This is a genomic window from Algoriphagus sp. (assembly GCF_030694375.1).
In the GTDB taxonomy this organism is placed as follows: domain Bacteria; phylum Bacteroidota; class Bacteroidia; order Cytophagales; family Cyclobacteriaceae; genus Algoriphagus.
Genome location: NZ_JAUXYL010000035.1, coordinates 1 through 20798, shown reverse-complemented (window position 1 = coordinate 20798; position 20798 = coordinate 1). Strand labels below are relative to the sequence as shown.

The following is a 20798-nucleotide window of genomic DNA, read 5'->3' as shown; positions in this document are numbered from 1 at the left end:
TATCTTGCAGTCCCAAATTTGAATTGAATTACCCAAGAATATGAATTACGAGATTAAAATCGCCGCCGAACTCCAGGTAAAACCGCATCAGGTGCAAGCCACGATCGAATTGTTGGATGGAGGGGCGACAGTTCCCTTTATATCCAGATACCGAAAAGAAGCCACAGGAACCCTGGACGAAGTGCAGGTTGCCACTATCCGTGATCGAATCGAGCAGCTTCGTGAATTGGATAAGCGCAGGGAAGCTATCCTCAAATCCATCGAGGAACAAGGGAAACTTACTCCCGAACTGAAAAAATCCATCGACGGCGCTGAGACTATGTCCAAACTGGAGGACATCTATTTGCCTTACAAGCCAAAGCGAAGAACAAAGGCGACTATTGCCCGTGAAAAAGGACTTGAGCCACTTGCAGAGCGGATTTTTGGGCAGACTTCCTTTGACTTGGAGGCAGAGGCCGAAAAATATATCAGTGAGGAGAACGAAGTGAAATCCATCGAAGAAGCTCTACAGGGAGCACGGGACATTATCGCTGAATGGATAAATGAGAATGCCAATCTCCGTGAAAAGATGCGAAAGTTATTTCTTAATGAAGGTACTTTCACAGCTAGGGTTATTCCCGGGAAGGAATCCGAAGCCATCAAATACAAAGATTATTTTGAGTGGTCTGAACCGATCAAAACAGCTCCTTCACATCGTGTTTTGGCGATGAGGAGGGGAGAGAAAGAGCTTTTTTTGATGCTGGATTCCTGCCCTGAGGAACTTTCCGCGACAGCGGTAATCGAACGAGAAATCCTCGAACATGCCGCAAATTCTGCTGTGGATCAAGTCAAATTGGCTATTAAAGATTCTTATCGAAGACTCCTCAAACCTAGTATGGAGACTGAAGTCCGCCTGTTGACAAAGAAAAAGGCAGACGAAGAAGCTATCCGGGTTTTTGCAGAGAACCTTCGTCAGCTATTGTTGGGCGCTCCTTTGGGCGAAAAGTCTGTGATGGCGATTGATCCCGGTTTCAGAACAGGGTGTAAGTTGGTGTGCCTCGGTCCTCAGGGGCAGTTTTTACACTATGAAACCATATTCCCTCACGAAGCACAATGGAAAGCTGTGGAGGCTGGGAAAAATGTCCAAAGTTTGGTGGAAAGTTATTCGATTCAGGCCATTGCTATAGGCAATGGTACGGCAGGTCGGGAGACGGAGGCTTTTGTCAAGAGCTTGGGCCTTCCCAAATCTGTGATTGTGACAATGGTTAATGAGGCAGGAGCATCAATTTATTCGGCTTCAGATGTTGCAAGAGAGGAATTTCCTGATTTGGATTTGACGATTCGGGGAGCGATTTCGATTGGTCGTCGATTGATGGATCCCTTGGCTGAATTGGTGAAAATAGACCCGAAGTCCATCGGTGTGGGTCAATATCAGCACGATGTGGATCAGAATGCGCTGAAAAATTCTCTGGATGACACGGTCATGTCCGCTGTAAACGGAGTAGGAGTGGAAGTGAATACTGCTTCCAAGCAATTGCTGACTTACGTTTCAGGTTTAGGTCCTGTTTTGGCGCAAAATATCGTTGATTTCAGAACCGAAAACGGGCCATTTACGAGTCGTGCTCAGCTCAAAAAGGTCCCAAGATTGGGAGAAAAAGCCTTTGAGCAGGCGGCTGGTTTCCTCAGAATCAGTAAGGCAAAACATCCGCTTGACGCTTCCGCAGTTCACCCTGAACGGTATGAATTGGTAGAGAAAATGGCAAAGGATGTGAATGCTTCGGTCAAAGACCTGATGAGTTCGGAGGATTTGCGAAGCAAGATCATTCTGAGAAACTATGTGTCCGAAACAGTGGGATTGCCTACACTGGAGGATATTTTACAGGAATTGGCCAAGCCGGGGCGTGATCCGCGTGAATCGTTTGAAGTTTTCAATTTTCAAGAGGGAGTTAATTCCATGGCCGATCTTAAAGTAGGAATGAAGCTTCCGGGAGTGGTAACCAATATCACGGCCTTTGGCGCATTCGTGGATGTGGGAGTGCATCAGGATGGCTTGGTTCACCTGAGTCATCTGGCAGATCGTTATATCAAAGATCCCAACGAAGTCGTGACAGTGAATCAAAAGGTACAGGTGACCGTGATGGAGGTGGATATAGCCAGAAAGCGAATCGGACTGAGCATGAAAGCTGATCCCTTTGCCGATCGGAGCAAAAACCCAAATAATACTTCCCCTGCACCTAAGCATGCAAAAGCCGAAGAACCTCAAGGGACCATGTCCGATAAGCTGGCGATGCTGAAAGGGAAGTTTGGGAAGTGATTGTATTCCGGACTGCGAAGACACAGACCGGGGCGAATAGGTTGTTAAGTTATTGGTTAAAAAAAAGCCCGATCAGTTGACCGGGCTTCATTTTTTTAATAGACAGGAAACTCCTGCTGTAATCCTTTGAAAGCATCAATCATCTCCCATTTGGGTTTGAAGTAGGTGTCTGCCATTCTGCCGCTGACAGTTCCGTTTTTCACAAACTGCAAGGCGGCGGCTAATCGAAGATCCTTGGGATCGCCCCAACCGAATTGAGGAGAATCACCAACGCTGAAATTTGCAGGGAACCCATCGAAAAACTCAGCTTTTCCGGCGGAATTGGCTGTGGCAAAAGTAATGGGTACCAATTCCACGTTGTTGTCTTTCAATACTCTGTTGAACCCGGATAATGGAAATGACCCAACCGGTTTTCCGAATGTTCTGTCTCCAATCAACACAACTTGCATATAAGGAGTCAGGTTGTTAATGACTAATTCCGAGGCAGAAGCCGAGCCCCTCGAAGTGATGAAAATCAATCTAGAAAATTGCAGACTTCCAATTTTTGTAAAGTTTTTGGAAGTGTTTTGGCTGCTTTTCGAAGCATTCAGCTTATTGGTATACATCAGCTTTCCGGAATTGGAGCTCTGAATGAGGTAATTGGATATTTGCTCCGCCACGGCCACCGAGCCACCGCCATTGTATCTTAAATCAATGATCAGATCCTGTACACCCTGACTTTGGAAAAACTCCATAGACGACTGTACCTCTGCACTTCGTGTCGGAGTAAGTCCCGCGGTTGCTTTGAAACTTTGATAGGCCCAATAGCCCACCTTTTTTCCGCCTTCATCAAACACTTTTTGCTCCAAAACTGAATTGGATTGGTATTCGGCTTTTACATTGGTCCGTGTGGTTGTGGTACCATCAGGAAGTTTGAAGGTGAATGAATTGGAGATCCCCGGGTCAGGAGCTCCCAATTTGAAATCATAACCTCCTGTTGAGGTTTTGTATTCTGCAATTGGTTTTCCGTTGATTTGGGTGATTTCCCAGCCTCGCTTCCAGCCGTCCTTTCCTGCGGGAGCTTCGCTAAATACAAAGGAGACAAAGAGTCTTTCATCTGCTGTGAAAGCAAATCCAAATCCATGACCTGCATTTCTTCCGACAAACGCATTGTTGAATGCTTCCTGTGTGGTCAGATAAGAAAACCGATCCAAGGGTTTGAAAATGATTCCGTCAAGTAAATCCTCGTTGGTTGCAAATTTTGAGTAATCAACCGTAGCCGGGACTTCCTGATTCCAGAAATACCATTCGGTCATGCTGTCAAAGATTGCTTTTTTGACTTCTTGTCCGGGAATGGTAGGAGTTGGGTCGTCCTTAGGATTACATGCCCACATGCCCACTATCACCAATCCGATAACCCATTTTAGCTTTTTCATAATCACCTTCAATTAATAATAAATCATTTACGTCAAAACCTTCAACTTAGGTTTATGCTAAATCGATATGTCATACACTTTTACTGTCTTCCACATGTGGGAATATTTCTTTATAAACTCCAAATGCAATGGATCTGTTTGATACGCCGCTTGCGCCTCCAATGAATCAAAGAATAGGGTACAGGAGACATGGAAGCTGTGATCTACTACCTCACGCTTTTCAGTAGGCGCCGGAGTTCCCAAAATAAAGTTTGCTACGTCTTTGCAGCGTCCAAGCATAGGTGCTGCATCTGTTTTGAACTCATTTAGATCGGAATCATTGTGCAACCAAAAGTAAACTTGGTGAATCATTTTTTGTGCGGGCATAGTTGAGGCGATTGTGTGAAAAGGTAAAATGGCCGAAGCACTCGCTAGGCCTAAGGTTTGAAGTACTTTTCTTCGTGAAGTCATGTGTTAAATTGTATTTACTCGGTTTAATTAGGTTTGACAGGGTCAATCTGACCAAGTTTTAAAGATAAAAATTTAAATTGCTTTTAGATAATAGGAATGGTTTGCTTTGTTTGTTGTACTGTCTATTTATTGATTTAGATTTCAAAGTATCGCTAAACTTTTTTCTAAAATTTCACAAGCATGGCTAAGATAATTACTTGCTTTAGGCCCTTTCTGTTATTTTTTGCGGTTTTCGTCGTGTCAAATTTCGGCTTTGGACAAGATTCGACTCTATTTGATAGCGAAGAAATATTGGAGCTTAGTTTAAAGGGAGACGTCAGGCAACTTTTTAAAAACACAAAAGGCGAGGCCCAATATTTTGATTTTTCACTTGGATATGCTGACGAAATTGGAGTCCAACACTCAATTCCACTGCGGGTCCGGACACGTGGTCATTTCAGGAGACAAATGAATCTCTGTGACTATCCTCCATTGCTGTTGAATTTCGCCAAAGAGAACACGGGTAATACGATCTTTTCCGGGCAGGATAAGCTTAAACTTGTCATGCCCTGTCAGGGAGAAAAATATGTATTGAGAGAGTTTTATGCTTACAAAGTTTACAATCAGCTTACACCAAAAAGCTTTAAGGTCCGATTGGTCCGATTAACTATTGTAGATGAATCTGATAAGCCTAAAAATTACGCCTCTTTTTTAGGTTTCCTTATTGAGGAAGAAGAGCAGATGGCAAAAAGAAACCAAATGGCTGCCCTTGACAAAGAATTAGTTAAGCCTGAGTCCATTGGACTCGATGACTTTTTGAGGATGTCAGTTTTTCAGTACCTGATTGGCAATACCGATTGGTCTATTCAATACAGGCAAAATATCAAACTCATCAGTCCCTCGGAAAATCAAAAACCAGTGGCAGTTCCCTATGATTTTGATCATGCCGGCATAGTCCGCCCTCCCTATGCCATGCCTGCGCCGGAACTAAAGTTGGCAACGGTGGCTGATCGAAGGTACCGGGGGTATTGTATGGAGGAAATGCAGCTTTTCGAATCGGTATTTTCAGAATTTAATGCAAAAAAGGATGCGATTTATGCGCTCTACGCTGAAAGTAAACTATTAGACTCAAAGTCTATCAAGTCTACAATCAACTATTTAGATGAATTTTATGCTACCATAAATAACTCCAAAAGAGTCAAAGCTGACTTTCAGTATCCCTGTCTGTCAGGTGGAACGGGAAATGTGGTCATCAAAGGGTTGAAATGAAATCAATGAGCAGTAGTAAAACATATACTAGGTTTGATCTATGAATTACAGAAAGCTAGGAAAAACGGGTTGGAAAGTCTCCGAAATAGGTTTGGGAACTTGGCAAGTAGGAGGTGGCTGGGGGAAGCCCTTTGACCCAAGAAGAGCCGAAGAAATCCTGCATACGGCTTTTGACAAGGGGATTAATTTTGTGGATACTGCGGATGTTTATGATGGAGGTCTGAGTGAGGCGGCAGTTGGTAGGGCTATTCGTGATCGGAGTGAAAAAATTTTTGTAGCGACCAAATGCGGTCGGCGTATACAGCCGCACACCCATGAAGGATACACCACTGAGCGGCTGAGGAAATACGTGGAAGACAGCCTTAAAAATATGGGTTTGGATCAATTGGATTTGATTCAGCTACATTGTCCTCCGGGACCTGTGTATGAGCGGGAAGAGATTTTCAGACTTTTCGAAGATTTGAAGGCAGAAGGAAAAATCGCAGCCATGGGGGTAAGTGTAGAACGGATAAACGAAGGGATGACGGCAATGAAATATGATATTGTTTCCACGGTACAGATCATTTTCAATCTTTTTAGACAACGACCGGCTGAATTGTTTTTCAACTATGCAGCAGCAAATGACATAGGATTGATCGTGAGAGTTCCTCTTGCCAGTGGTTTGCTTTCTGGGAAAATAACACCAGAAACCAAGTTTGAAAAAGATGACCACCGCAATTTTAATCGGGAGGGAAAAGCCTTTGACAAAGGAGAAACCTTTTCCGGAGTACCTTTGGAAAAGGCCTTTCCTGCTTTGGAAGAATTGAAAAATGACTTCGCCAAAAATTTGGATTTAGCCTCGCAGGCTATTCGTTGGATCTTAATGCATAAACAGGTTGGAACAGTGATCCCGGGTGCATCCTGTGTGGATCAGGTGGAGAAAAATATCAGTGCTTCGGGGCTTCCTTCCTTGACTCCGGATCAAATGGAAAGTGCCGCCAAAGTCTATGAAAAGTACATCAAATCGGAAGTCCACCAGCAATGGTAAAAAAATAGAGAGGCTGTCCCATAATTTTCGATTGCCACATTGAGTCTAAAATATTCTGCGAACATACAAAATGGAAATGACAGGGAGCAGTTCTCTAGAAATATTAAATCAGAATAAAATACTGAAATATCAATATTTTCAAAACAAATCATACTCTGTCATTGGTAGCGAAATCGAAAAACCTTTTGAGACAGCCTCTTTTTTTGGTTAAAGAATCACTCTTGAAGCAAGATTTTTAAAGTATTTATTGTCCTTTGAGATCAGGATGTAATTGGTGATAATCTTGTCATTTCTTTCCATTACTACCACCATTTCATTATCAGCATGGATGACCTTAAGTTCCTTAGTTTTGGTTGGGATTTTGGAAGCTGAGACATAAACGCCATCTTCTTTTTCTATTACTTTATCAAATTCAAACATCAAAGGCTTCCTGTCCTTATCATAAACAGTAGCAATCGCACGTTCAGGACTCCAAGAATTCCGATTTAGTTTGTGCGTTTGGTAATGATGGAATGACTGATCCAAAAGCATGCTTTTTGCCTTTTCTAAATCAAGCTTTTGAGTGCTGTAGGCCGTTCCCGAAAATGTGGTTTGGGTGGAGTTTCCGGCTTGATTTTCACCACCATATTGATTGCCTCTTTGGAAAACATTACCTACCAAGACCACATTTGCACCGAGCATGGATGCTTCTGCTTTTAGCTTATCCATGGCCCTGTTTTTTACATTATTTATACTGGAAAGAGTGGTGACACCGGTGGCTTTGCTGAAAAGCTCTCCTCTAGGGTCCAATCCTACCACATCCTCAGGATTGTAGGAGATATACACGTTCTGAAAATCGTCAAGCCCATTTACGGGTTTAAAAGGGCTATTGAATACCTCTTCTCTTCCGCTTGCAAACTCGATTTTGCTTACCTGATGTTTACTTATACTATAGACCGTGTTTTCGTTGGGGAATGAATACTTGATCGTATTAAATCCCACTTCTATGACTTGAACTTCCTTAGGGCCATCTATCAGATGAATCACATCATTTTTGCTTTGGGCCAAAGCAAAAGAGGAAAAGGAGGCCATTGTGACGAAAAATAGGAGAATCGATTTATTCATGATTTGTAATTTAATTTTAGTTTATCTGACGAAAGTTTGGCTTTTTGGTTACAATTGAAAATCAAATTCATGATGAATGGAAATAAAAAATCCTCCAACTTGAGGTCGGAGGATTTTGATTTATGTTGGATTGTACTTAGAATCAGTTCAATTAGGCATCTTTTTTAGCCATTCTTCCTCTTTCGTTTTCATCCAAATAAATTTTCCGCATTCGGATGGATTTTGGAGTGATCTCAAGGTATTCATCCTTTTGGATGTATTCCATAGATTCCTCTAAAGAGAATTTTTTGGCAGGAATGATTCTCACGTTGTCATCAGAACCGGAAGCTCTCATGTTCGTTAGTTTTTTTCCTTTTTGGATGTTTACCACGATGTCATTGTCACGTGAGTGCTCACCAACTACCTGCCCAGCGTACAAATCATCTCCTGGATCAACGAAGAATACACCTCTGTCCTGAAGTTTGTCGATGGCATAAGCAGTACAAGGACCGCCTTCCATGGCGATCAAGGATCCATTGATTCTGCCCTGGATATTACCTTTGAATGGCTCGTATGCAGAAAACCGGTGGTTCATAATTGCCTCACCCTGAGTTGCTGTCAGAACGTTGTTTCTCAAACCGATCAACCCTCTGGAAGGGATTCTGAATTCGAGATGCTGAAGATCGCCTTTAGGCTCCATGATCGTCAGTTCGCCTTTTCGCTGTGTGGCAAGTTCGATGACTTTACCGGCAGTCTCCTGTGGGACGTCCACTACGAGCAATTCGATAGGCTCACATTTTACTCCGTCGATATCCTTGAAGATCACCTGAGGTTGGCCTACCTGAAGTTCGTAACCTTCTCTTCTCATGGTCTCAATCAAAATTGACAAGTGAAGAATACCACGGCCATAGACCAAAAATTTATCTTCAGAATCTGTTGATTCAACTCTTAGCGCAAGATTTTTCTCGGTTTCTTTGAAAAGTCTGTCTCTCAAGTGACGGGAAGTCACGAATTTTCCTTCTTTACCGAAGAAAGGAGAGTTATTGATCGTGAAGAGCATATTCATGGTCGGCTCATCGATCGAGATTCTCGGAAGTGCTTCCGGATTATCAGGATTTGCGATGGTATCGCCGATTTCGAAATCTTCCACGCCCATTACTGCGCAGATATCTCCGGCCGTAACTTCTGAAACTTTCACTCTACCCAATCCTTCAAAAACCTGCAATTCCTTGACACGCATTTTCTTGATCACGCCGTCCGCTTTGCAAAGCGCGATTTGTTGATTTTCAGTGATTGTTCCTCGTTTCACACGGCCGATTGCAATACGACCTACGAAGTTGGAATAATCCAATGAAGTGATTTGCATCTGAAGAGTGCCTTCATCGATTTTTGGAGCAGGAATATATTCCAAAATCGCATCCAAAAGTGGGAAAATGGAATCAGTTGGGTTTTTCCAGTCCGGTCCCATCCAATTTTGCTTGGCTGAACCATATAAGGTGTGGAAATTTAATTGCTCTTCTGTTGCGTCCAAGTTGAACATCAAGTCAAAAACTGACTCATGAACTTCGTCCGGACGACAGTTTTCTTTATCTACTTTATTGACTACTACAATAGGAGTAAGTCCGAGTGCCAAAGCTTTCCCCAATACAAATCGGGTCTGAGGCATTGGCCCTTCAAAGGCATCCACCAAAAGAATAACCCCATCGGCCATCTTCAGAACGCGTTCTACTTCACCTCCGAAGTCAGCGTGACCAGGAGTGTCAATGATGTTGATTTTCGCGTCTTTGTACCGTACTGACACGTTTTTGGAAAGAATCGTAATGCCTCTTTCGCGTTCGAGGTCATTGCTGTCCAAGATTAGGTCTTGGAATTGTTGATTTTCTCTGAAGATTTGAGAGGCGTGGATGATCTTATCCACGAGGGTTGTTTTACCGTGGTCAACGTGAGCGATGATCGCGATATTCCGAATATTCTGCATGGTTTGCCTAATTGAAGCCGCAAAAGTAAGAATTTTATTTGGGAGTAAGGTTATCGACCTGTGAAGTTTACGATGACAATTTGCCAAAGCGACAGGAACTTTGGATTAGATTGGATGGCTAAAATTTTTTAAAATTGAAAATTATGTGGCGAGCAGGCTTTTTAGAAAGGGCTGCTATCCCGAAACTTGAATATCCCCAAGAGCCTGATGTATCGAATGTTTCTAAGATTTTCGTTTGTACTATTTTCCGTTTGGATACTGCTTTGGGTGTTTTTCGGGTTGGAATACTCCGGATTGGCTCTGATTGGTTTTTTCATTTTTTTGGGAATTGGATTTCGGAGCAAAGAATCCCTGAGAGGCTTGAGTTTCCCGGTTTTGATTTTTGGTGTAGTAGCAACAGCGCTATTTTTTCCACAATATTTTCAGGAAATCAAAGGTTATTCGCTCTCCAATCTGATCACACCATTAATTCAAATCATCATGTTTGGAATGGGCACTTCCCTCAGTCTGAGCGATTTTTCCGAAGTGGTGAAAAGCCCCAAATCAGTAATGATTGGAGTTTTCGCTCAATTTTTAATCATGCCGTTAATTGGATTTTCTCTTGCCAGTTTCAGTGGATTGCCTCCGGAGATTGCAGCGGGAATTATTCTCGCAGGATCCTCTCCGAGTGGTACCGCCTCCAATGTGATGACTTACCTCGCCAAAGCCAATCTTGCACTTTCGGTGACGCTGACTTCCATCACCACCTTGATGGCGCCGCTGATGACGCCTGTATTGATGAAGTTATTAGCGGGAGAGTTCATTGAGATCGATTTACTGAAAATGATGTGGGATATCGTGAAAATGATCCTTCTCCCAATCACAGCCGGATTAATTTTCAATAAGATTTTAAAAGGAAAATCCGATTGGTTGGACAAGGCCATGCCGATAGTTTCCATGCTTGGGATAGCATTGATCATTTTAGTCATCACTGCCGCAGGTCGTGACAGTCTGCTGAGTATCGGTCCAATTCTTATTGTTTTGGTCATGATTCACAATCTCTCCGGCTATGGTATCGGCTATTATTTGAGTAAACTATTGGGTTTGAGTGAGCGGGATTGTCGGACGATTGCCATTGAAGTAGGCATGCAAAATGCCGGTTTGGCATCAGGCTTGGCCAAGTCGCTTGGAAAGATCGCAACCGTTGGTCTAGCGCCTGCTGTTTTTGGCCCTATGCAAAACATTTCCGGTTCGATCCTAGCAAGTTATTGGCACAAAAAGGTGGTAAACGAAAAGTGACTTTTTTATTTGAAACGAGCGCAATAAAAGCATAGGAGTTTAGTTATAATTGTGCTTTATCTTTATCAAATGAAAAATGTCATTCTAGGTTTATGCTTTTTTTTAATTGGGTTTTCTGCCCTTCCCCAAATTCAAACCAATGCTTTAGAAAAAGCTAATAGGTTAACCCGAGGAGAAAATTTCAAGAGTTTAAGTGATGAAAATGGTTACTATTTTTTGCCTCATTTTGGGATGAGATACGGAGTTTATTCAGAATCTCAGTTCAGCGGAAATGAAGACCTGAGTCTGTATTATGGACTGGGTTTTGGTTTTCGAAAAGATAATTTATCATTTGAATCAGGGCTTTCATTTTTTCATCATGACTCCAGTCCTGCTTACATTGAAGTCTTTGGGAGATCACTGGATATAACAGGTTCCGGGTCTCCAAATTTGGTTTTGCCTTTTACTTTTCGATATGATATTCCCACTGGAGCAGTACAAACCGTTCGAATTGGAGCTTTTTTGAATACGAATTTGGCCCTTTTTGGCTTTAATAAGGATGATCAAAGAAGATCAGGTCAGATTCAAACTCCGGATAGGGAATTGGTTGACTATCAACTGGAATTAATCAAAAGAAATCCATTTTTCTTTAAAACCGGGGTCCATTCCAGGATCAGGGTGTTCAAGTCTTCATTTTTGAATCTTGAGCTAGGTCAGTTTTTTACTTTGGGGGCTAATCGGCTGTATGATTTCACTTTAGCGGAAGATTCACCAGTACGTATCTCTAGAAAGTGGGAGGGGCTTTCATGGACAATTGGAGGCATTTTTCCGCTGAGTGTTTGGGAGAGAAAGCTTGTTAAGAAAACCTGAGTAGGTCAAATTAAAAATAGCTTCTAAAAATCTCCGTCCAGAGTTCATACCCTTTTTCATTCAGGTGAAGCTGATCTTGAATAAATAACTCCGGTCTTGGGTTTCCTGCTGCATCAGTTAAAGCCTTCCAAGTATCCACGAATTCTACATTTTCTTTGGATAGACAATACTCATTTAACTTTTGGTTGAAAATCTCATAATTCAGCTTTTTCTCCCAGCGGGAAGGACTCGGTTTGGCACCGATCAGGTAAATCTCCATATTCGGATCGATGAGCTGTAGGCGATTGACGATTGCGTCCAGGCTGGTAAGAATAGCAGCAACTGGCACATTGCTCCAAAGGTCATTATCTCCCTCATAGATAAAGACCCGACTTGGCTCCAAGCGGATCACCAAAGGAAATAAGTGGCTTTCAAGATCGGAAGCTTTCGACCCTCCGAAACCAGTGTTCAGAATATTTTCATTCGGATAGGAGCTTTGAAGGCTCTTCCACATACGGATCGTTGAGCTTCCGGTGAAGACTGTCCCCCCTTTTTCCCAGCCTAAACTGTCAATTCGTGCGGAAATTTGTCTGACTTCTTGTTCGAATGGAAGAGATTGGGAAAAGGCAGTCAGATGGAGAAGACCAAAAAAGACAATAAGAAAATAAAGCGGCTTGTTCATGGGATCAAACTTAGTCGATTTTTTGCCTGAACCAAAACCGTTCATCAGCTGGCCGAATGCGTACAGTCCGTACAAAATAGATGGTTGTACGCTGAGTATTCTGGAGTTCTCAAAACCTGTTTCTGTCACTGGAAATGGGGGTTTGGTCACATTTCTAAGGGGATGTGGATGTCAAAAACTTTCCAGCATCTTTTTGGAGGAGTTTTAGCGTTCTCTTTAATATTCCAATAATCAATCTTCAATCCATGCATCAACTCACCCGTTTCTTTTGGTTTTGCAGCGGAGCAAATTTTGCTTTGCTCAAGCGTGCCCCTACCGAATCCAACAAATATTTTGGAATTGGAGCGACAGTTTTTTTCACAGGTGTACTGGCGGCATTGGCTGCCGGTTATGCGCTTTTCACGATGTTTCAATCTTTGGTCCCAGCGATTTTCTTTGGGGTACTTTGGGGACTGATGATTTTTAATCTGGATCGGTTTATTGTTTCCAGTATGCGAAAAAAAGAAAATGCCTTGGCTGAATGGAAGCTTGCAATTCCCAGACTGGTCTTGGCTGTTTTACTCGCATTAGTAATTTCCAAGCCTTTGGAATTGAAAATGTTTGAGCGGGAAATTAACCGGAAATTGGATGAGAAAAAGACTGAATTTATTGCACAATCCAAAGCGAATTTAGCCAAAGGATTTCCTGAGATTCAGGAATTGGAAGCAAAGATTGACACCTTGAAAAGTGAAGTTTCCCAAGCGGAAACTTTCAGAGATCAGGTCCAAAGAGAATACGATGCAGAGCGATTCGGGGAGAAAACCTCCGGCACCAGCGGAATTGTAGGCTTGGGAACCAATGCCAAAAAGAAGGAAGCGCAACTCGATGCCGCACAGCTTGCATTGGATGAGTTGCGCAAAAGAAATCAGGTGAGGGTTGATACCTTGGAAGCGCAGATTCGTCAATTTATTGCCTTTCGTCAGGCAGAATTTGAAAAGCAACAACCCGGAATCGAAGGCTTTGACGGTTTGGCTGCCCGAATGGACGCCTTGTCTGTGTTGACTACAGAAAGCTCTGCAATGGCGATGGCTAATATTTTTATCATGTTACTTTTCATCGCAATCGAGACCGCGCCGATCTTCGTCAAGTTGATTTCAGCTCGCGGTCCTTATGATGAATTGCTGGAGCTACACGAGGAAAAAGTGAAACTCTTCAAAGGTGAAAAGTGGACCAAAGCCAAAGGGGAATCCGAAGCCCGGGTGAGTTACTTTCAGGATACACATTTTTACGCCACGGACCTCAACAAAGAAAAAACCAATAAGAAGAACAAAGCGCAAACCGAGGCCGAAATCGCTGAGATTGAAGAAAAGCTTAAAAAATTAACAATTCCCAATGGACAATGATCAATTTTCAAGTCATCTACATTCCAAACTTGTCCGCTAAAGTCAAGAAGATGTACTTAACTAATTTTTGCGATATTCAATCCTATTTCCAGTTAGTTGCCAAAGGGTTGAGCTTGCATGCTTATTTTGCGTATTGGATTAATTTTCAATTATTTGAGAGAAATTTTTTAAGAAAGACTTTGCTTTACGTATAGATTTATTTTTCTTTGCGTAGTAAATTATTTCCTATTAAATATCTTTGTCATGGATGCTAAAATCACACTTGCCTTCAATAAAGATGTCATTGAAAAGGCAAAGGACTTCGCAGAGAGCCATAACATCAGTCTTTCCCGATTGACAGAGTATTTGTATTCTCAGATTACCTCCAAAAACTATAAATCTTTGGAGGAGTTGCCTGTTTCAGATTGGATCAATGAAGTATCTGAAGGACCGATCGAATACAGAAAGCTTCCTGGCCGAAATGACCTCAAGAATGAATTTTTTGAAAGTAAAAAATGAGAGTTTTTCTGGATGCCAATGTGTTGGTTTCGGTCTTGAACAAGGAGTATCCACTTTTTCCAAACTCATCCCGGATTTTAAGTTTGGCGGACAAACCCGGCTTTGAGCTTTATACTTCTCCGATTTGTCTGGCAATTGCTTTTTATTTTTCGGAGAAAAAAAGCGGAACTGCTATGGCTAAGAAGAAGCTTGAAATCATTTCCACCAAGCTCAAAAGCACCTTAGTCGATCAGGAGACTGTGCGATTGACTGCATCGGACGAGCGCGTGAATGATTTTGAAGATGGTTTGGAGTACTATTCAGCATTGAATTCTGCCTGTGAAGTGATTATCACGGAGGATAAAAACGGCTTTTATTTCTCCAAAATTCCTGTGATGAATTGTGAGCGATTTATGCAGGAAAGATTGTTTTAGGGTAGAAATAAATAAATCAATCTAATCTTGGGTTGGCATAACCTCTAACCTTTCAATTTTATCCCGATACCCTTCCCGAGACTGTTACCTTTGTGCGATTCCGATCCTAAAGCTTAATCGGTTTATTCGGAATCTAACATTTAAACAAAGCATGGGAGAATTTTTACTAAATCAACGCTATACCAGTGCAGGAGAACCTGAGTTGGGGGTGGGTATCGTGACAGAAGTCAGTAAGGGTAAGGTACGGATCTCTTTTCCTGCGTCAGCCGAAGCGAGACAGTATTCAATAGAAAGCGCTCCCTTGTTGCGGACGATTTTCAAACCGGGGCATTCCATTGTCGATCAGCAGGGACAAACGCTATTGATTGAAGAAGTAAAACTCGAAGCTGGGCTTTATACCTACTTTGGCGACGGAAGAAAATTAAGTGAGCCTGAACTTGGGGATGTGACCATCTCTCACACAGTAGAAGATCGACTGTTTTCGGGAGACGTGGATTTGCCGGAATTTTTTGCCCTGCGCCGAGAAACGCTGAATCACGATTATCAACGAAGAATAGCTCCGGTGCATGGATTTGTTGGAGGGAAAGTAGATTTGATTCCGCATCAATTGTACATCGCCCATGAGGTGAGTTCGCGGTTTGCGCCCCGTGTTTTGCTTTCCGATCAGGTGGGACTGGGAAAAACCATTGAAGCCTGTCTGATTCTCCATCGCTTGCTGGTGACAGGCAGGATATCACGGGTACTGATCTTCGTTCCTGAATCCCTGGTTCATCAGTGGTTTGTGGAGGTCCTGCGAAAATTCAACCTGTGGTTCAATATTTTCGATGAAACACGCTGTGCTTCTCTTGAAAAAGGTGCTCCCGAAGGAAATCCATTTTTGGATGATCAGCTGGTGATTTGTAGCACCGAGTTTCTGGCAGGTTCTGAAAAGCGAACCAAACAGGCCGTTTCTGCCAATTGGGACATGCTGGTAGTGGACGAAGCGCATCACCTCGAATGGTCGGTAGCCGAGGCAAGTCCGGAGTATAGTATCGTGGAATTGTTGAGTCGGGTGGCAAAAGGCCTGTTGCTTTTGACTGCTACTCCGGAGCAATTGGGGGAGGAAAGTCACTTTGCACGGCTTCGCTTACTTGACCCCAATCGGTATGCTAATTTTCAGGATTTTATAAACGAATCTGAAGGCAACAAAGACATCGCTTCGATTGTCGAAAAATTGTCTTCTGGCAAAGCTTTAAAAGCCAAAGAAACAACGCTATTGGAGTCAATTTTTTCCAAGGAAAGAGTTGCGCTACTTGCTAAAAAGGATGAACAAGCTATTCACAACTTAATCGAAGATTTGCTGGATCAACATGGTCCTGGTAGAGTACTGTTTCGAAACACCCGATTGGCCATGAGTGGATTTCCTAAACGAATTGCCCAGCTGATTCCCCTTTCCGAAGAGGGAAACCAAAACCTATGGATTGATCGGCTGAGAAATGAGTTTTCCCGGGATATGGAAAAGGGTTCTGATTCAAATCCTGAGCAGGAATTTTGGTTTGACGAAGATCCGAGGGTGAAGTGGCTGGTGGGAAAAATGGAGGAGTTGGACCCTGCAAAGATTTTATTGATCTGTACTTCCAAGGAAAAAGTACTGGCCTTAGAGTCGGCATTAAGTAAATTCCCTGAGCTTACCGCGAGTGTTTTTCACGAAGACCTCACGCTTGTACAGCGGGATCGCAATGCCGCTTGGTTTGCTGAGCCCGATGGTGCTCAGATCCTACTTTGCTCTGAGATAGGCAGTGAAGGACGGAATTTCCAATTTGCCCATCACCTCGTCCTGTTTGATATGCCTTACCATCCTGAGTTGCTGGAGCAGCGAATCGGCCGACTTGACCGAATCAGCCAAAAAAAGGACATCAGGATTTACATTCCGTATCTCATCGGCAGCCCGCAAGAGCTCCTAGTCAGGTGGTTTCATGAAGGTTTAAATGCCTTTAATGCCAACCTTGAGGGAGGAAATTTGATTTCCAAACGCTACAGCAAGCGATTACTTGCCATTTCCAATAATGCATCTTTTGATGCCGCCGAATCCGAATTGGATGCCTTGATCAAGGAGACTGCTGACTATCAAGAAGTACTGAAGAAAAGCCTGGCCGAAGGGCGGGACAGTATGCTGGAAATGAATTCATTTCGCCCGAAAGTTGCAGAGAAATTGATTCAGCAAATACGTGCCGAAGACAATGATCCTGCCTTGGAGATGTATCTGACCAAAGTTTTTCGACATTTTGACATCGAGATGGAAGACCTTGCCGCACGGAGCTATTTGCTGCATCCAGCTTCCTATAGTGCATCTGTTTTTCCATCAATTCCCAAAGAAGGAGTCCAGGTTACCTTTGACAGACAGCGCGCACTCAGCAGAGAGGACGTTAGCTTCATTACTTGGGATCATCCCATGGCAACTGGAGCCATCGATAAGGTGCTTAGCTCCTCCATCGGAACTGCCAGCTGTGGACTGATTCGGAAATCGGGTAAACCCGGACTTATGCTTGAATTGATTTTTGTTTTGGAAACAGCGGGAAAGCAGCGGATGGATATAGATCGCTTTCTGCCTCATACCCCACTGCGATTGGTGGTAGACCATGAAGGGGAGGACCAGACAGAAAACTATTCTGTGGCAATGCTCAACAAATGTATTGTTCCCGGCAACATAGATACCTTGCTGGAAAATGATCTATTTGTGGAAACGATGCTGCCCAATATGATTGAATCCGCCACAGAAATCGCGGAGGAAATGGGCGAAATAGAAATCGAAAAAGGATTGGAACGGATGAAAGGCATCCTGAATCATGAGATCAATCGGCTTACTGCTTTGCAAAAGAAAAATATAGACATCCGAGCTGACGAAATCCAGGCTGCCATGGAAGAACGAAATACCTTATTTTACCTAATCAAAAAAGCAAGAATAAGATTGGATGCGGTGCAGTTGATCAGGATGGAGTAAAGAAAACCAAATCCTTTTGCACGGGAAAGCGTTTTTATCAACAATTCAAAGTTTTGCCCATCTGTGGCAGATCCGGAATTCACTACTTTTGCAGCTTCTAATCACCACCTGATGTTTCTCGACATATTAATCGCCATGCTGTGGAGCATTTCCCCTTTTGGAGAGGCGAAATTGGGTATTCCTTACGCCTTGCTCAATGATATAAATATTTACTTGGCTTTTGTTCTTTGCTTTTCGGCCAATGTGATGGTATTCCCCATTATGTCGTTTTTTTTAGATGTAATAAACCGGTATTTCATGAAATGGAAATCTTACAAAAAAGCGGCAATTTTTGTAGGGCGTAGAGCAAAAGCTGGCGCGGGCAAAAATGTGAAAAAATATGGTTTCTGGGGCTTAATGTTCTTTGTATTGATTCCGCTTCCCGGCACAGGTGTATATGCAGGTAGCATTGCAGGATATCTTTTTGGTTTGGATAGAAGGAAAGCTTTTCTAGCCAATACCATCGGGATTTTTTTCTCATGCGTCTTGGTGTGGGTGACCACTGTTGTAGCCATGGGAGGGTTTAATTAAGCTGTGGAAAAATGAAGACGATGTGGATTACTCCCGAAGGTTTGGAGAAGGTGAAGGCTGAATTGGACCATCTGTGGAAGGTGGAGCGTCCGGAGACTACTCAAAAAGTCGCTTGGGCGGCGAGCTTGGGAGATCGCTCGGAGAATGCCGATTACCACTACAACAAAAAGCGGCTCCGCGAAATAGACAAGCGGGTTCACTACCTCCGCAAATGCCTCGATGACTTGAATGTGATTCACTATACACCCTATCAGGAAGGAAAAGTGATGTTTGGAGCCTGGGTCGAGATCGAGAATACAAAAGGGCATAAGATACGCTTCCGCATTGTGGGAGGAGAGGAGATTTTTGAGCGCAGAGACTATATCTCAATCGATTCACCCATGGCCCAAGCGCTGCTGAAAAAGGAAGTAGGGGAGGAGGTACTAGTCCAAACTCCAACCGTACAGATTCTTTGGCGGATTAAGAAGATTGAGTATGAGAAGTAGGGGAGACTTGAGCCAGATTGCTAGGTGTGGTTTTTAAACACTCTGCATCCTCCAGTCCTCAAAAGAATAGACTACACCTGAGGGGATCATCTAAATTTGTGAATTAATCCAGTTATCTATTTTTTCCTCTAATAACACTAAAGGCAAACTTCCAGAATTTAGCACTTGATTATGAAACTCTTTGACACTGAACTTGTCACCAAGTTTGGTTTCGGCTCTGGTTCTTAATTCTCTAATTTTTAATTGACCGATTTTATAGGACAAAGCTTGGCCTGGAGTGGCCATGTAGCGTTCAATTTCAGCAATAACCGCATCTTCAGATTCTGCTTCGTGATCTAATGAATACTGAATGGCTTGTTCACGTGTCCATCCTTTGCTGTGGATTCCGGTATCCACGACCAATCGAATAGCACGATGCATTTCCATACTCAGCATGCCAAAATATTGAATAGGATCCTTGTAAAGACCAAGTTCATCACCTAAGGATTCTGCATACAAAGCCCATCCTTCCACAAAAACGCCCATGCTTTCTGGGTGTAAAAATTCCGGCAAATCTTTATTTTCCTGTTGCAGAGATAATTGATAATGGTGGCCCGGAATGGCTTCATGTAGAAAAAGTGCTTCATCTGAATATTTATTGTAGGTTGTAACATCAGGTATTGGCACATAAAAAATCCCTGGTCTTGAAGCATCTTTAGTCCCAGGAACATATTCAGCACTTGCGGAGGCTTCGCGAAATGCTTCCGTACGTCTCACTACAAAATCTGCTTTGGGTTTCAAGTCAAAAACCTGATTTAGCGTACCATCAATCCGTTCCTTGATGCTGTTAAAATTGTCAACAACTTGCTGAGGGTCAGTAAAAGGCATTTGGGCTGGACTGTTGCGGACTGACTCAAAAAATGCTTTGATGTCACCTTTGAAACCCATTTTATTTTTCGCCTCCTCCATTTCAATTAAAATCCGAGCCACCTCACTTTTTCCAAGTTCGTGAATCTCATCAGCTGTTAAGTTTGTCGTGGTATGCAGCTTGATTAGGTAATTGTAAGTTTCTGGTCCATTTGGCAGGGCTCCAATCCCTGACGTTTCTCTACAGGCTGGCAAATACTCATTCACCAAAAACGCCTTAAGTTCGGTGTATTTCGGCTTCAACTTTGTCGTAATCATGGCGCTATAGGCAGCAGAAACGCGATTTTTATCGGCTTCAGTGATGGACTCAGGCATAGATAAAATGGGCTTGTAAAATAAATGCGCCTCGACTGGGTTGGTGATGAACTCGTCCAATTGAGGAATCATTTTTTGGGCCAATGCGGTTGGAAGTACAATGTTTTGAGCCATTCCTTCTTTCATTTTTACGATAGCAGTGTCCAGAAATATCAGGTAGTCACCCACTCTTTTTAACCAATTGTCATAATCTTCGACCGTTTCAAAAGGCTGAACACTCCCTCCGGCTGCCAATTGCGCAACATAGAGATGCAGTGACTGTATTTGAAATAAGGGCATCAATTCAAAACTGGGTAAGTTGTAAATCGGGGATGCCATCGTTACAATGGGGTTATTCAAGCCTTCCAACTTCACCTCGCAGTCCCATTTCATTACTTTCATGCTCAACAGGTCAGCTTCGGATAGGGCTGTAGTATCCAATTTGCTCAACAACTCCAAAAAGTGCGAGTAATTCTTCCTCAAGTCTTCTTGATAGGCATCAGAGATGTAATTCGCTATGAAATCATTGTATTCATAATTGCCACCCTTTGTCGCCTCAATGGGATTGATGCGATCCTTGAATTGTTGATACTCTTCAAAAATCGTATCAATAGAAACCACTTCTGCTGTTTTCTCTTGGCACCCAAAAGCGAGGAGAAGGAGGAGGATTATGAGTAGGTTTTGCTTCATTTTTTTTGGTGGTTGATTGTAAATAGCTCTGAGTTTATCTTCAAAGGCATAATGTTGTCAGCCTGACCCTTCGACTCTCGTCACACTGAGTCTAAAATATTCTGCGAACATACAAAATGGAAATGACAGGGTTTTGCACACCAAGTAAGTCAATAAATGTAAAACCACGTTTGATTTAGTCTGCGTAAACAAAACATCGATCGGAAGGGCGCGGTGGGAGGATTTGCCAGCGAGCCAGCGTTCGGCCTTGTGCGGTGGGAGCTTTGGCAAATCTTGACCTTTTGGTTCTTTTGGGTTA

At 42.9% G+C, this 20798-nt stretch carries 18 protein-coding genes; 11 read left to right on the top strand and 7 right to left on the bottom strand.

Annotated elements, in window-relative coordinates:
* Positions 1–40: 40 nt before the first annotated feature.
* Positions 41–2293, top strand: a complete 2253-nt coding sequence (locus Q8M62_RS11490) for a Tex family protein (RefSeq protein WP_304900462.1) — start codon at positions 41–43, stop codon at positions 2291–2293.
* A gap of 95 nt (positions 2294–2388) precedes the next feature.
* On the opposite strand, the gene Q8M62_RS11485 is transcribed toward Q8M62_RS11490, so the two are convergent.
* Positions 2389–3708: a S41 family peptidase gene (locus Q8M62_RS11485; protein WP_304900461.1), complete on the bottom strand. Its 1320-nt coding sequence runs from the start codon at positions 3706–3708 to the stop codon at positions 2389–2391.
* A gap of 57 nt (positions 3709–3765) precedes the next feature.
* Positions 3766–4158: a Dabb family protein gene (locus Q8M62_RS11480; protein ID WP_304900460.1), complete on the bottom strand. Its 393-nt coding sequence runs from the start codon at positions 4156–4158 to the stop codon at positions 3766–3768.
* A gap of 180 nt (positions 4159–4338) precedes the next feature.
* Between Q8M62_RS11480 and Q8M62_RS11475 the strand changes: the two genes are divergently transcribed.
* On the top strand, positions 4339–5406 hold the full coding sequence (locus Q8M62_RS11475) for a CotH kinase family protein (protein ID WP_304900459.1): 1068 nt from the start codon (positions 4339–4341) through the stop codon (positions 5404–5406).
* A 40-nt stretch (positions 5407–5446) separates the two neighbouring features.
* The gene (locus tag Q8M62_RS11470; protein ID WP_304900458.1) at positions 5447–6433 is read left to right on the top strand and encodes an aldo/keto reductase; all 987 of its coding nucleotides are present in this window, start codon (positions 5447–5449) and stop codon (positions 6431–6433) included.
* Between the two features lie 207 nt (positions 6434–6640).
* On the opposite strand, the gene Q8M62_RS11465 is transcribed toward Q8M62_RS11470, so the two are convergent.
* Positions 6641–7537, bottom strand: coding sequence for a hypothetical protein (locus Q8M62_RS11465; protein ID WP_304900457.1), 897 nt, complete (start codon positions 7535–7537; stop codon positions 6641–6643).
* Positions 7538–7688: 151 nt separating this feature from the next.
* The gene (typA, locus tag Q8M62_RS11460) at positions 7689–9494 is read right to left on the bottom strand and encodes a translational GTPase TypA (protein WP_092729516.1); all 1806 of its coding nucleotides are present in this window, start codon (positions 9492–9494) and stop codon (positions 7689–7691) included.
* 207 nt (positions 9495–9701) lie between these two features.
* Between typA and Q8M62_RS11455 the strand changes: the two genes are divergently transcribed.
* Positions 9702–10772 (top strand): bile acid:sodium symporter family protein, encoded by a 1071-nt coding sequence (locus Q8M62_RS11455; RefSeq protein ID WP_370690546.1) that lies wholly within the window; start codon positions 9702–9704, stop codon positions 10770–10772.
* A 231-nt stretch (positions 10773–11003) separates the two neighbouring features.
* Positions 11004–11621 carry a hypothetical protein gene (locus tag Q8M62_RS11450; RefSeq protein ID WP_304900456.1) on the top strand — a complete coding sequence of 206 codons (618 nt, stop codon included), beginning with the start codon at positions 11004–11006 and terminating at the stop codon, positions 11619–11621.
* A gap of 10 nt (positions 11622–11631) precedes the next feature.
* On the opposite strand, the gene Q8M62_RS11445 is transcribed toward Q8M62_RS11450, so the two are convergent.
* Positions 11632–12411, bottom strand: coding sequence for a GDSL-type esterase/lipase family protein (locus tag Q8M62_RS11445; protein ID WP_304900455.1), 780 nt, complete (start codon positions 12409–12411; stop codon positions 11632–11634).
* Positions 12412–12527: 116 nt separating this feature from the next.
* On the opposite strand from Q8M62_RS11445, the gene Q8M62_RS11440 reads away from it, so the two are divergent.
* From Q8M62_RS11440 to greB, 6 genes are all read left to right on the top strand, one after another.
* The gene (locus tag Q8M62_RS11440) at positions 12528–13664 is read left to right on the top strand and encodes a DUF4407 domain-containing protein (protein ID WP_304900454.1); all 1137 of its coding nucleotides are present in this window, start codon (positions 12528–12530) and stop codon (positions 13662–13664) included.
* A 243-nt stretch (positions 13665–13907) separates the two neighbouring features.
* A complete protein-coding gene (locus Q8M62_RS11435) occupies positions 13908–14162 on the top strand; it encodes a DUF6364 family protein (protein WP_304900453.1) in 255 nt (84 codons plus the stop codon).
* On the top strand, positions 14159–14575 hold the full coding sequence (locus Q8M62_RS11430; protein WP_304900452.1) for a PIN domain-containing protein: 417 nt from the start codon (positions 14159–14161) through the stop codon (positions 14573–14575). The genes Q8M62_RS11435 and Q8M62_RS11430 overlap by 4 nt, the downstream gene beginning before the upstream one ends.
* A 151-nt stretch (positions 14576–14726) precedes the next feature.
* Positions 14727–17555: an RNA polymerase-associated protein RapA gene (gene rapA, locus Q8M62_RS11425; RefSeq protein ID WP_304900451.1), complete on the top strand. Its 2829-nt coding sequence runs from the start codon at positions 14727–14729 to the stop codon at positions 17553–17555.
* Between the two features lie 111 nt (positions 17556–17666).
* Positions 17667–18125 (top strand): small multi-drug export protein, encoded by a 459-nt coding sequence (locus Q8M62_RS11420; RefSeq protein ID WP_304900450.1) that lies wholly within the window; start codon positions 17667–17669, stop codon positions 18123–18125.
* Positions 18126–18136: 11 nt separating this feature from the next.
* Complete coding sequence (greB, locus tag Q8M62_RS11415; RefSeq protein ID WP_304900449.1) at positions 18137–18610, top strand: transcription elongation factor GreB; 474 nt, start codon at positions 18137–18139, stop codon at positions 18608–18610.
* 90 nt (positions 18611–18700) lie between these two features.
* Here greB and Q8M62_RS11410 read toward each other — a convergent pair whose 3' ends face one another.
* Positions 18701–20500, bottom strand: coding sequence for a DUF885 family protein (locus tag Q8M62_RS11410; RefSeq protein WP_304900448.1), 1800 nt, complete (start codon positions 20498–20500; stop codon positions 18701–18703).
* A gap of 57 nt (positions 20501–20557) precedes the next feature.
* The coding region (locus Q8M62_RS11405; RefSeq protein WP_305668146.1) for a hypothetical protein at positions 20558–20798 on the bottom strand (241 nt) is incomplete at its 5' end.

Excerpts from the sequence above, each read along its gene's own strand:
- Q8M62_RS11490 (WP_304900462.1), top strand. The coding sequence starts at position 41 with ATGAATTACGAGATTAAAATCGCCGCCGAACTCCAGGTAAAACCGCAT.
- Q8M62_RS11485 (WP_304900461.1), bottom strand. The coding sequence starts at position 3,708 with ATGAAAAAGCTAAAATGGGTTATCGGATTGGTGATAGTGGGCATGTGG.
- Q8M62_RS11480 (WP_304900460.1), bottom strand. The coding sequence starts at position 4,158 with ATGACTTCACGAAGAAAAGTACTTCAAACCTTAGGCCTAGCGAGTGCT.
- Q8M62_RS11475 (WP_304900459.1), top strand. The coding sequence starts at position 4,339 with ATGGCTAAGATAATTACTTGCTTTAGGCCCTTTCTGTTATTTTTTGCG.
- Q8M62_RS11470 (WP_304900458.1), top strand. The coding sequence starts at position 5,447 with ATGAATTACAGAAAGCTAGGAAAAACGGGTTGGAAAGTCTCCGAAATA.
- Q8M62_RS11465 (WP_304900457.1), bottom strand. The coding sequence starts at position 7,537 with ATGAATAAATCGATTCTCCTATTTTTCGTCACAATGGCCTCCTTTTCC.
- typA (WP_092729516.1), bottom strand. The coding sequence starts at position 9,494 with ATGCAGAATATTCGGAATATCGCGATCATCGCTCACGTTGACCACGGT.
- Q8M62_RS11455 (WP_370690546.1), top strand. The coding sequence starts at position 9,702 with ATGTATCGAATGTTTCTAAGATTTTCGTTTGTACTATTTTCCGTTTGG.
- Q8M62_RS11450 (WP_304900456.1), top strand. The coding sequence starts at position 11,004 with ATGAGATACGGAGTTTATTCAGAATCTCAGTTCAGCGGAAATGAAGAC.
- Q8M62_RS11440 (WP_304900454.1), top strand. The coding sequence starts at position 12,528 with ATGCATCAACTCACCCGTTTCTTTTGGTTTTGCAGCGGAGCAAATTTT.
- Q8M62_RS11435 (WP_304900453.1), top strand. The coding sequence starts at position 13,908 with ATGGATGCTAAAATCACACTTGCCTTCAATAAAGATGTCATTGAAAAG.
- Q8M62_RS11430 (WP_304900452.1), top strand. The coding sequence starts at position 14,159 with ATGAGAGTTTTTCTGGATGCCAATGTGTTGGTTTCGGTCTTGAACAAG.
- rapA (WP_304900451.1), top strand. The coding sequence starts at position 14,727 with ATGGGAGAATTTTTACTAAATCAACGCTATACCAGTGCAGGAGAACCT.
- Q8M62_RS11420 (WP_304900450.1), top strand. The coding sequence starts at position 17,667 with ATGTTTCTCGACATATTAATCGCCATGCTGTGGAGCATTTCCCCTTTT.
- greB (WP_304900449.1), top strand. The coding sequence starts at position 18,137 with ATGAAGACGATGTGGATTACTCCCGAAGGTTTGGAGAAGGTGAAGGCT.
- Q8M62_RS11410 (WP_304900448.1), bottom strand. The coding sequence starts at position 20,500 with ATGAAGCAAAACCTACTCATAATCCTCCTCCTTCTCCTCGCTTTTGGG.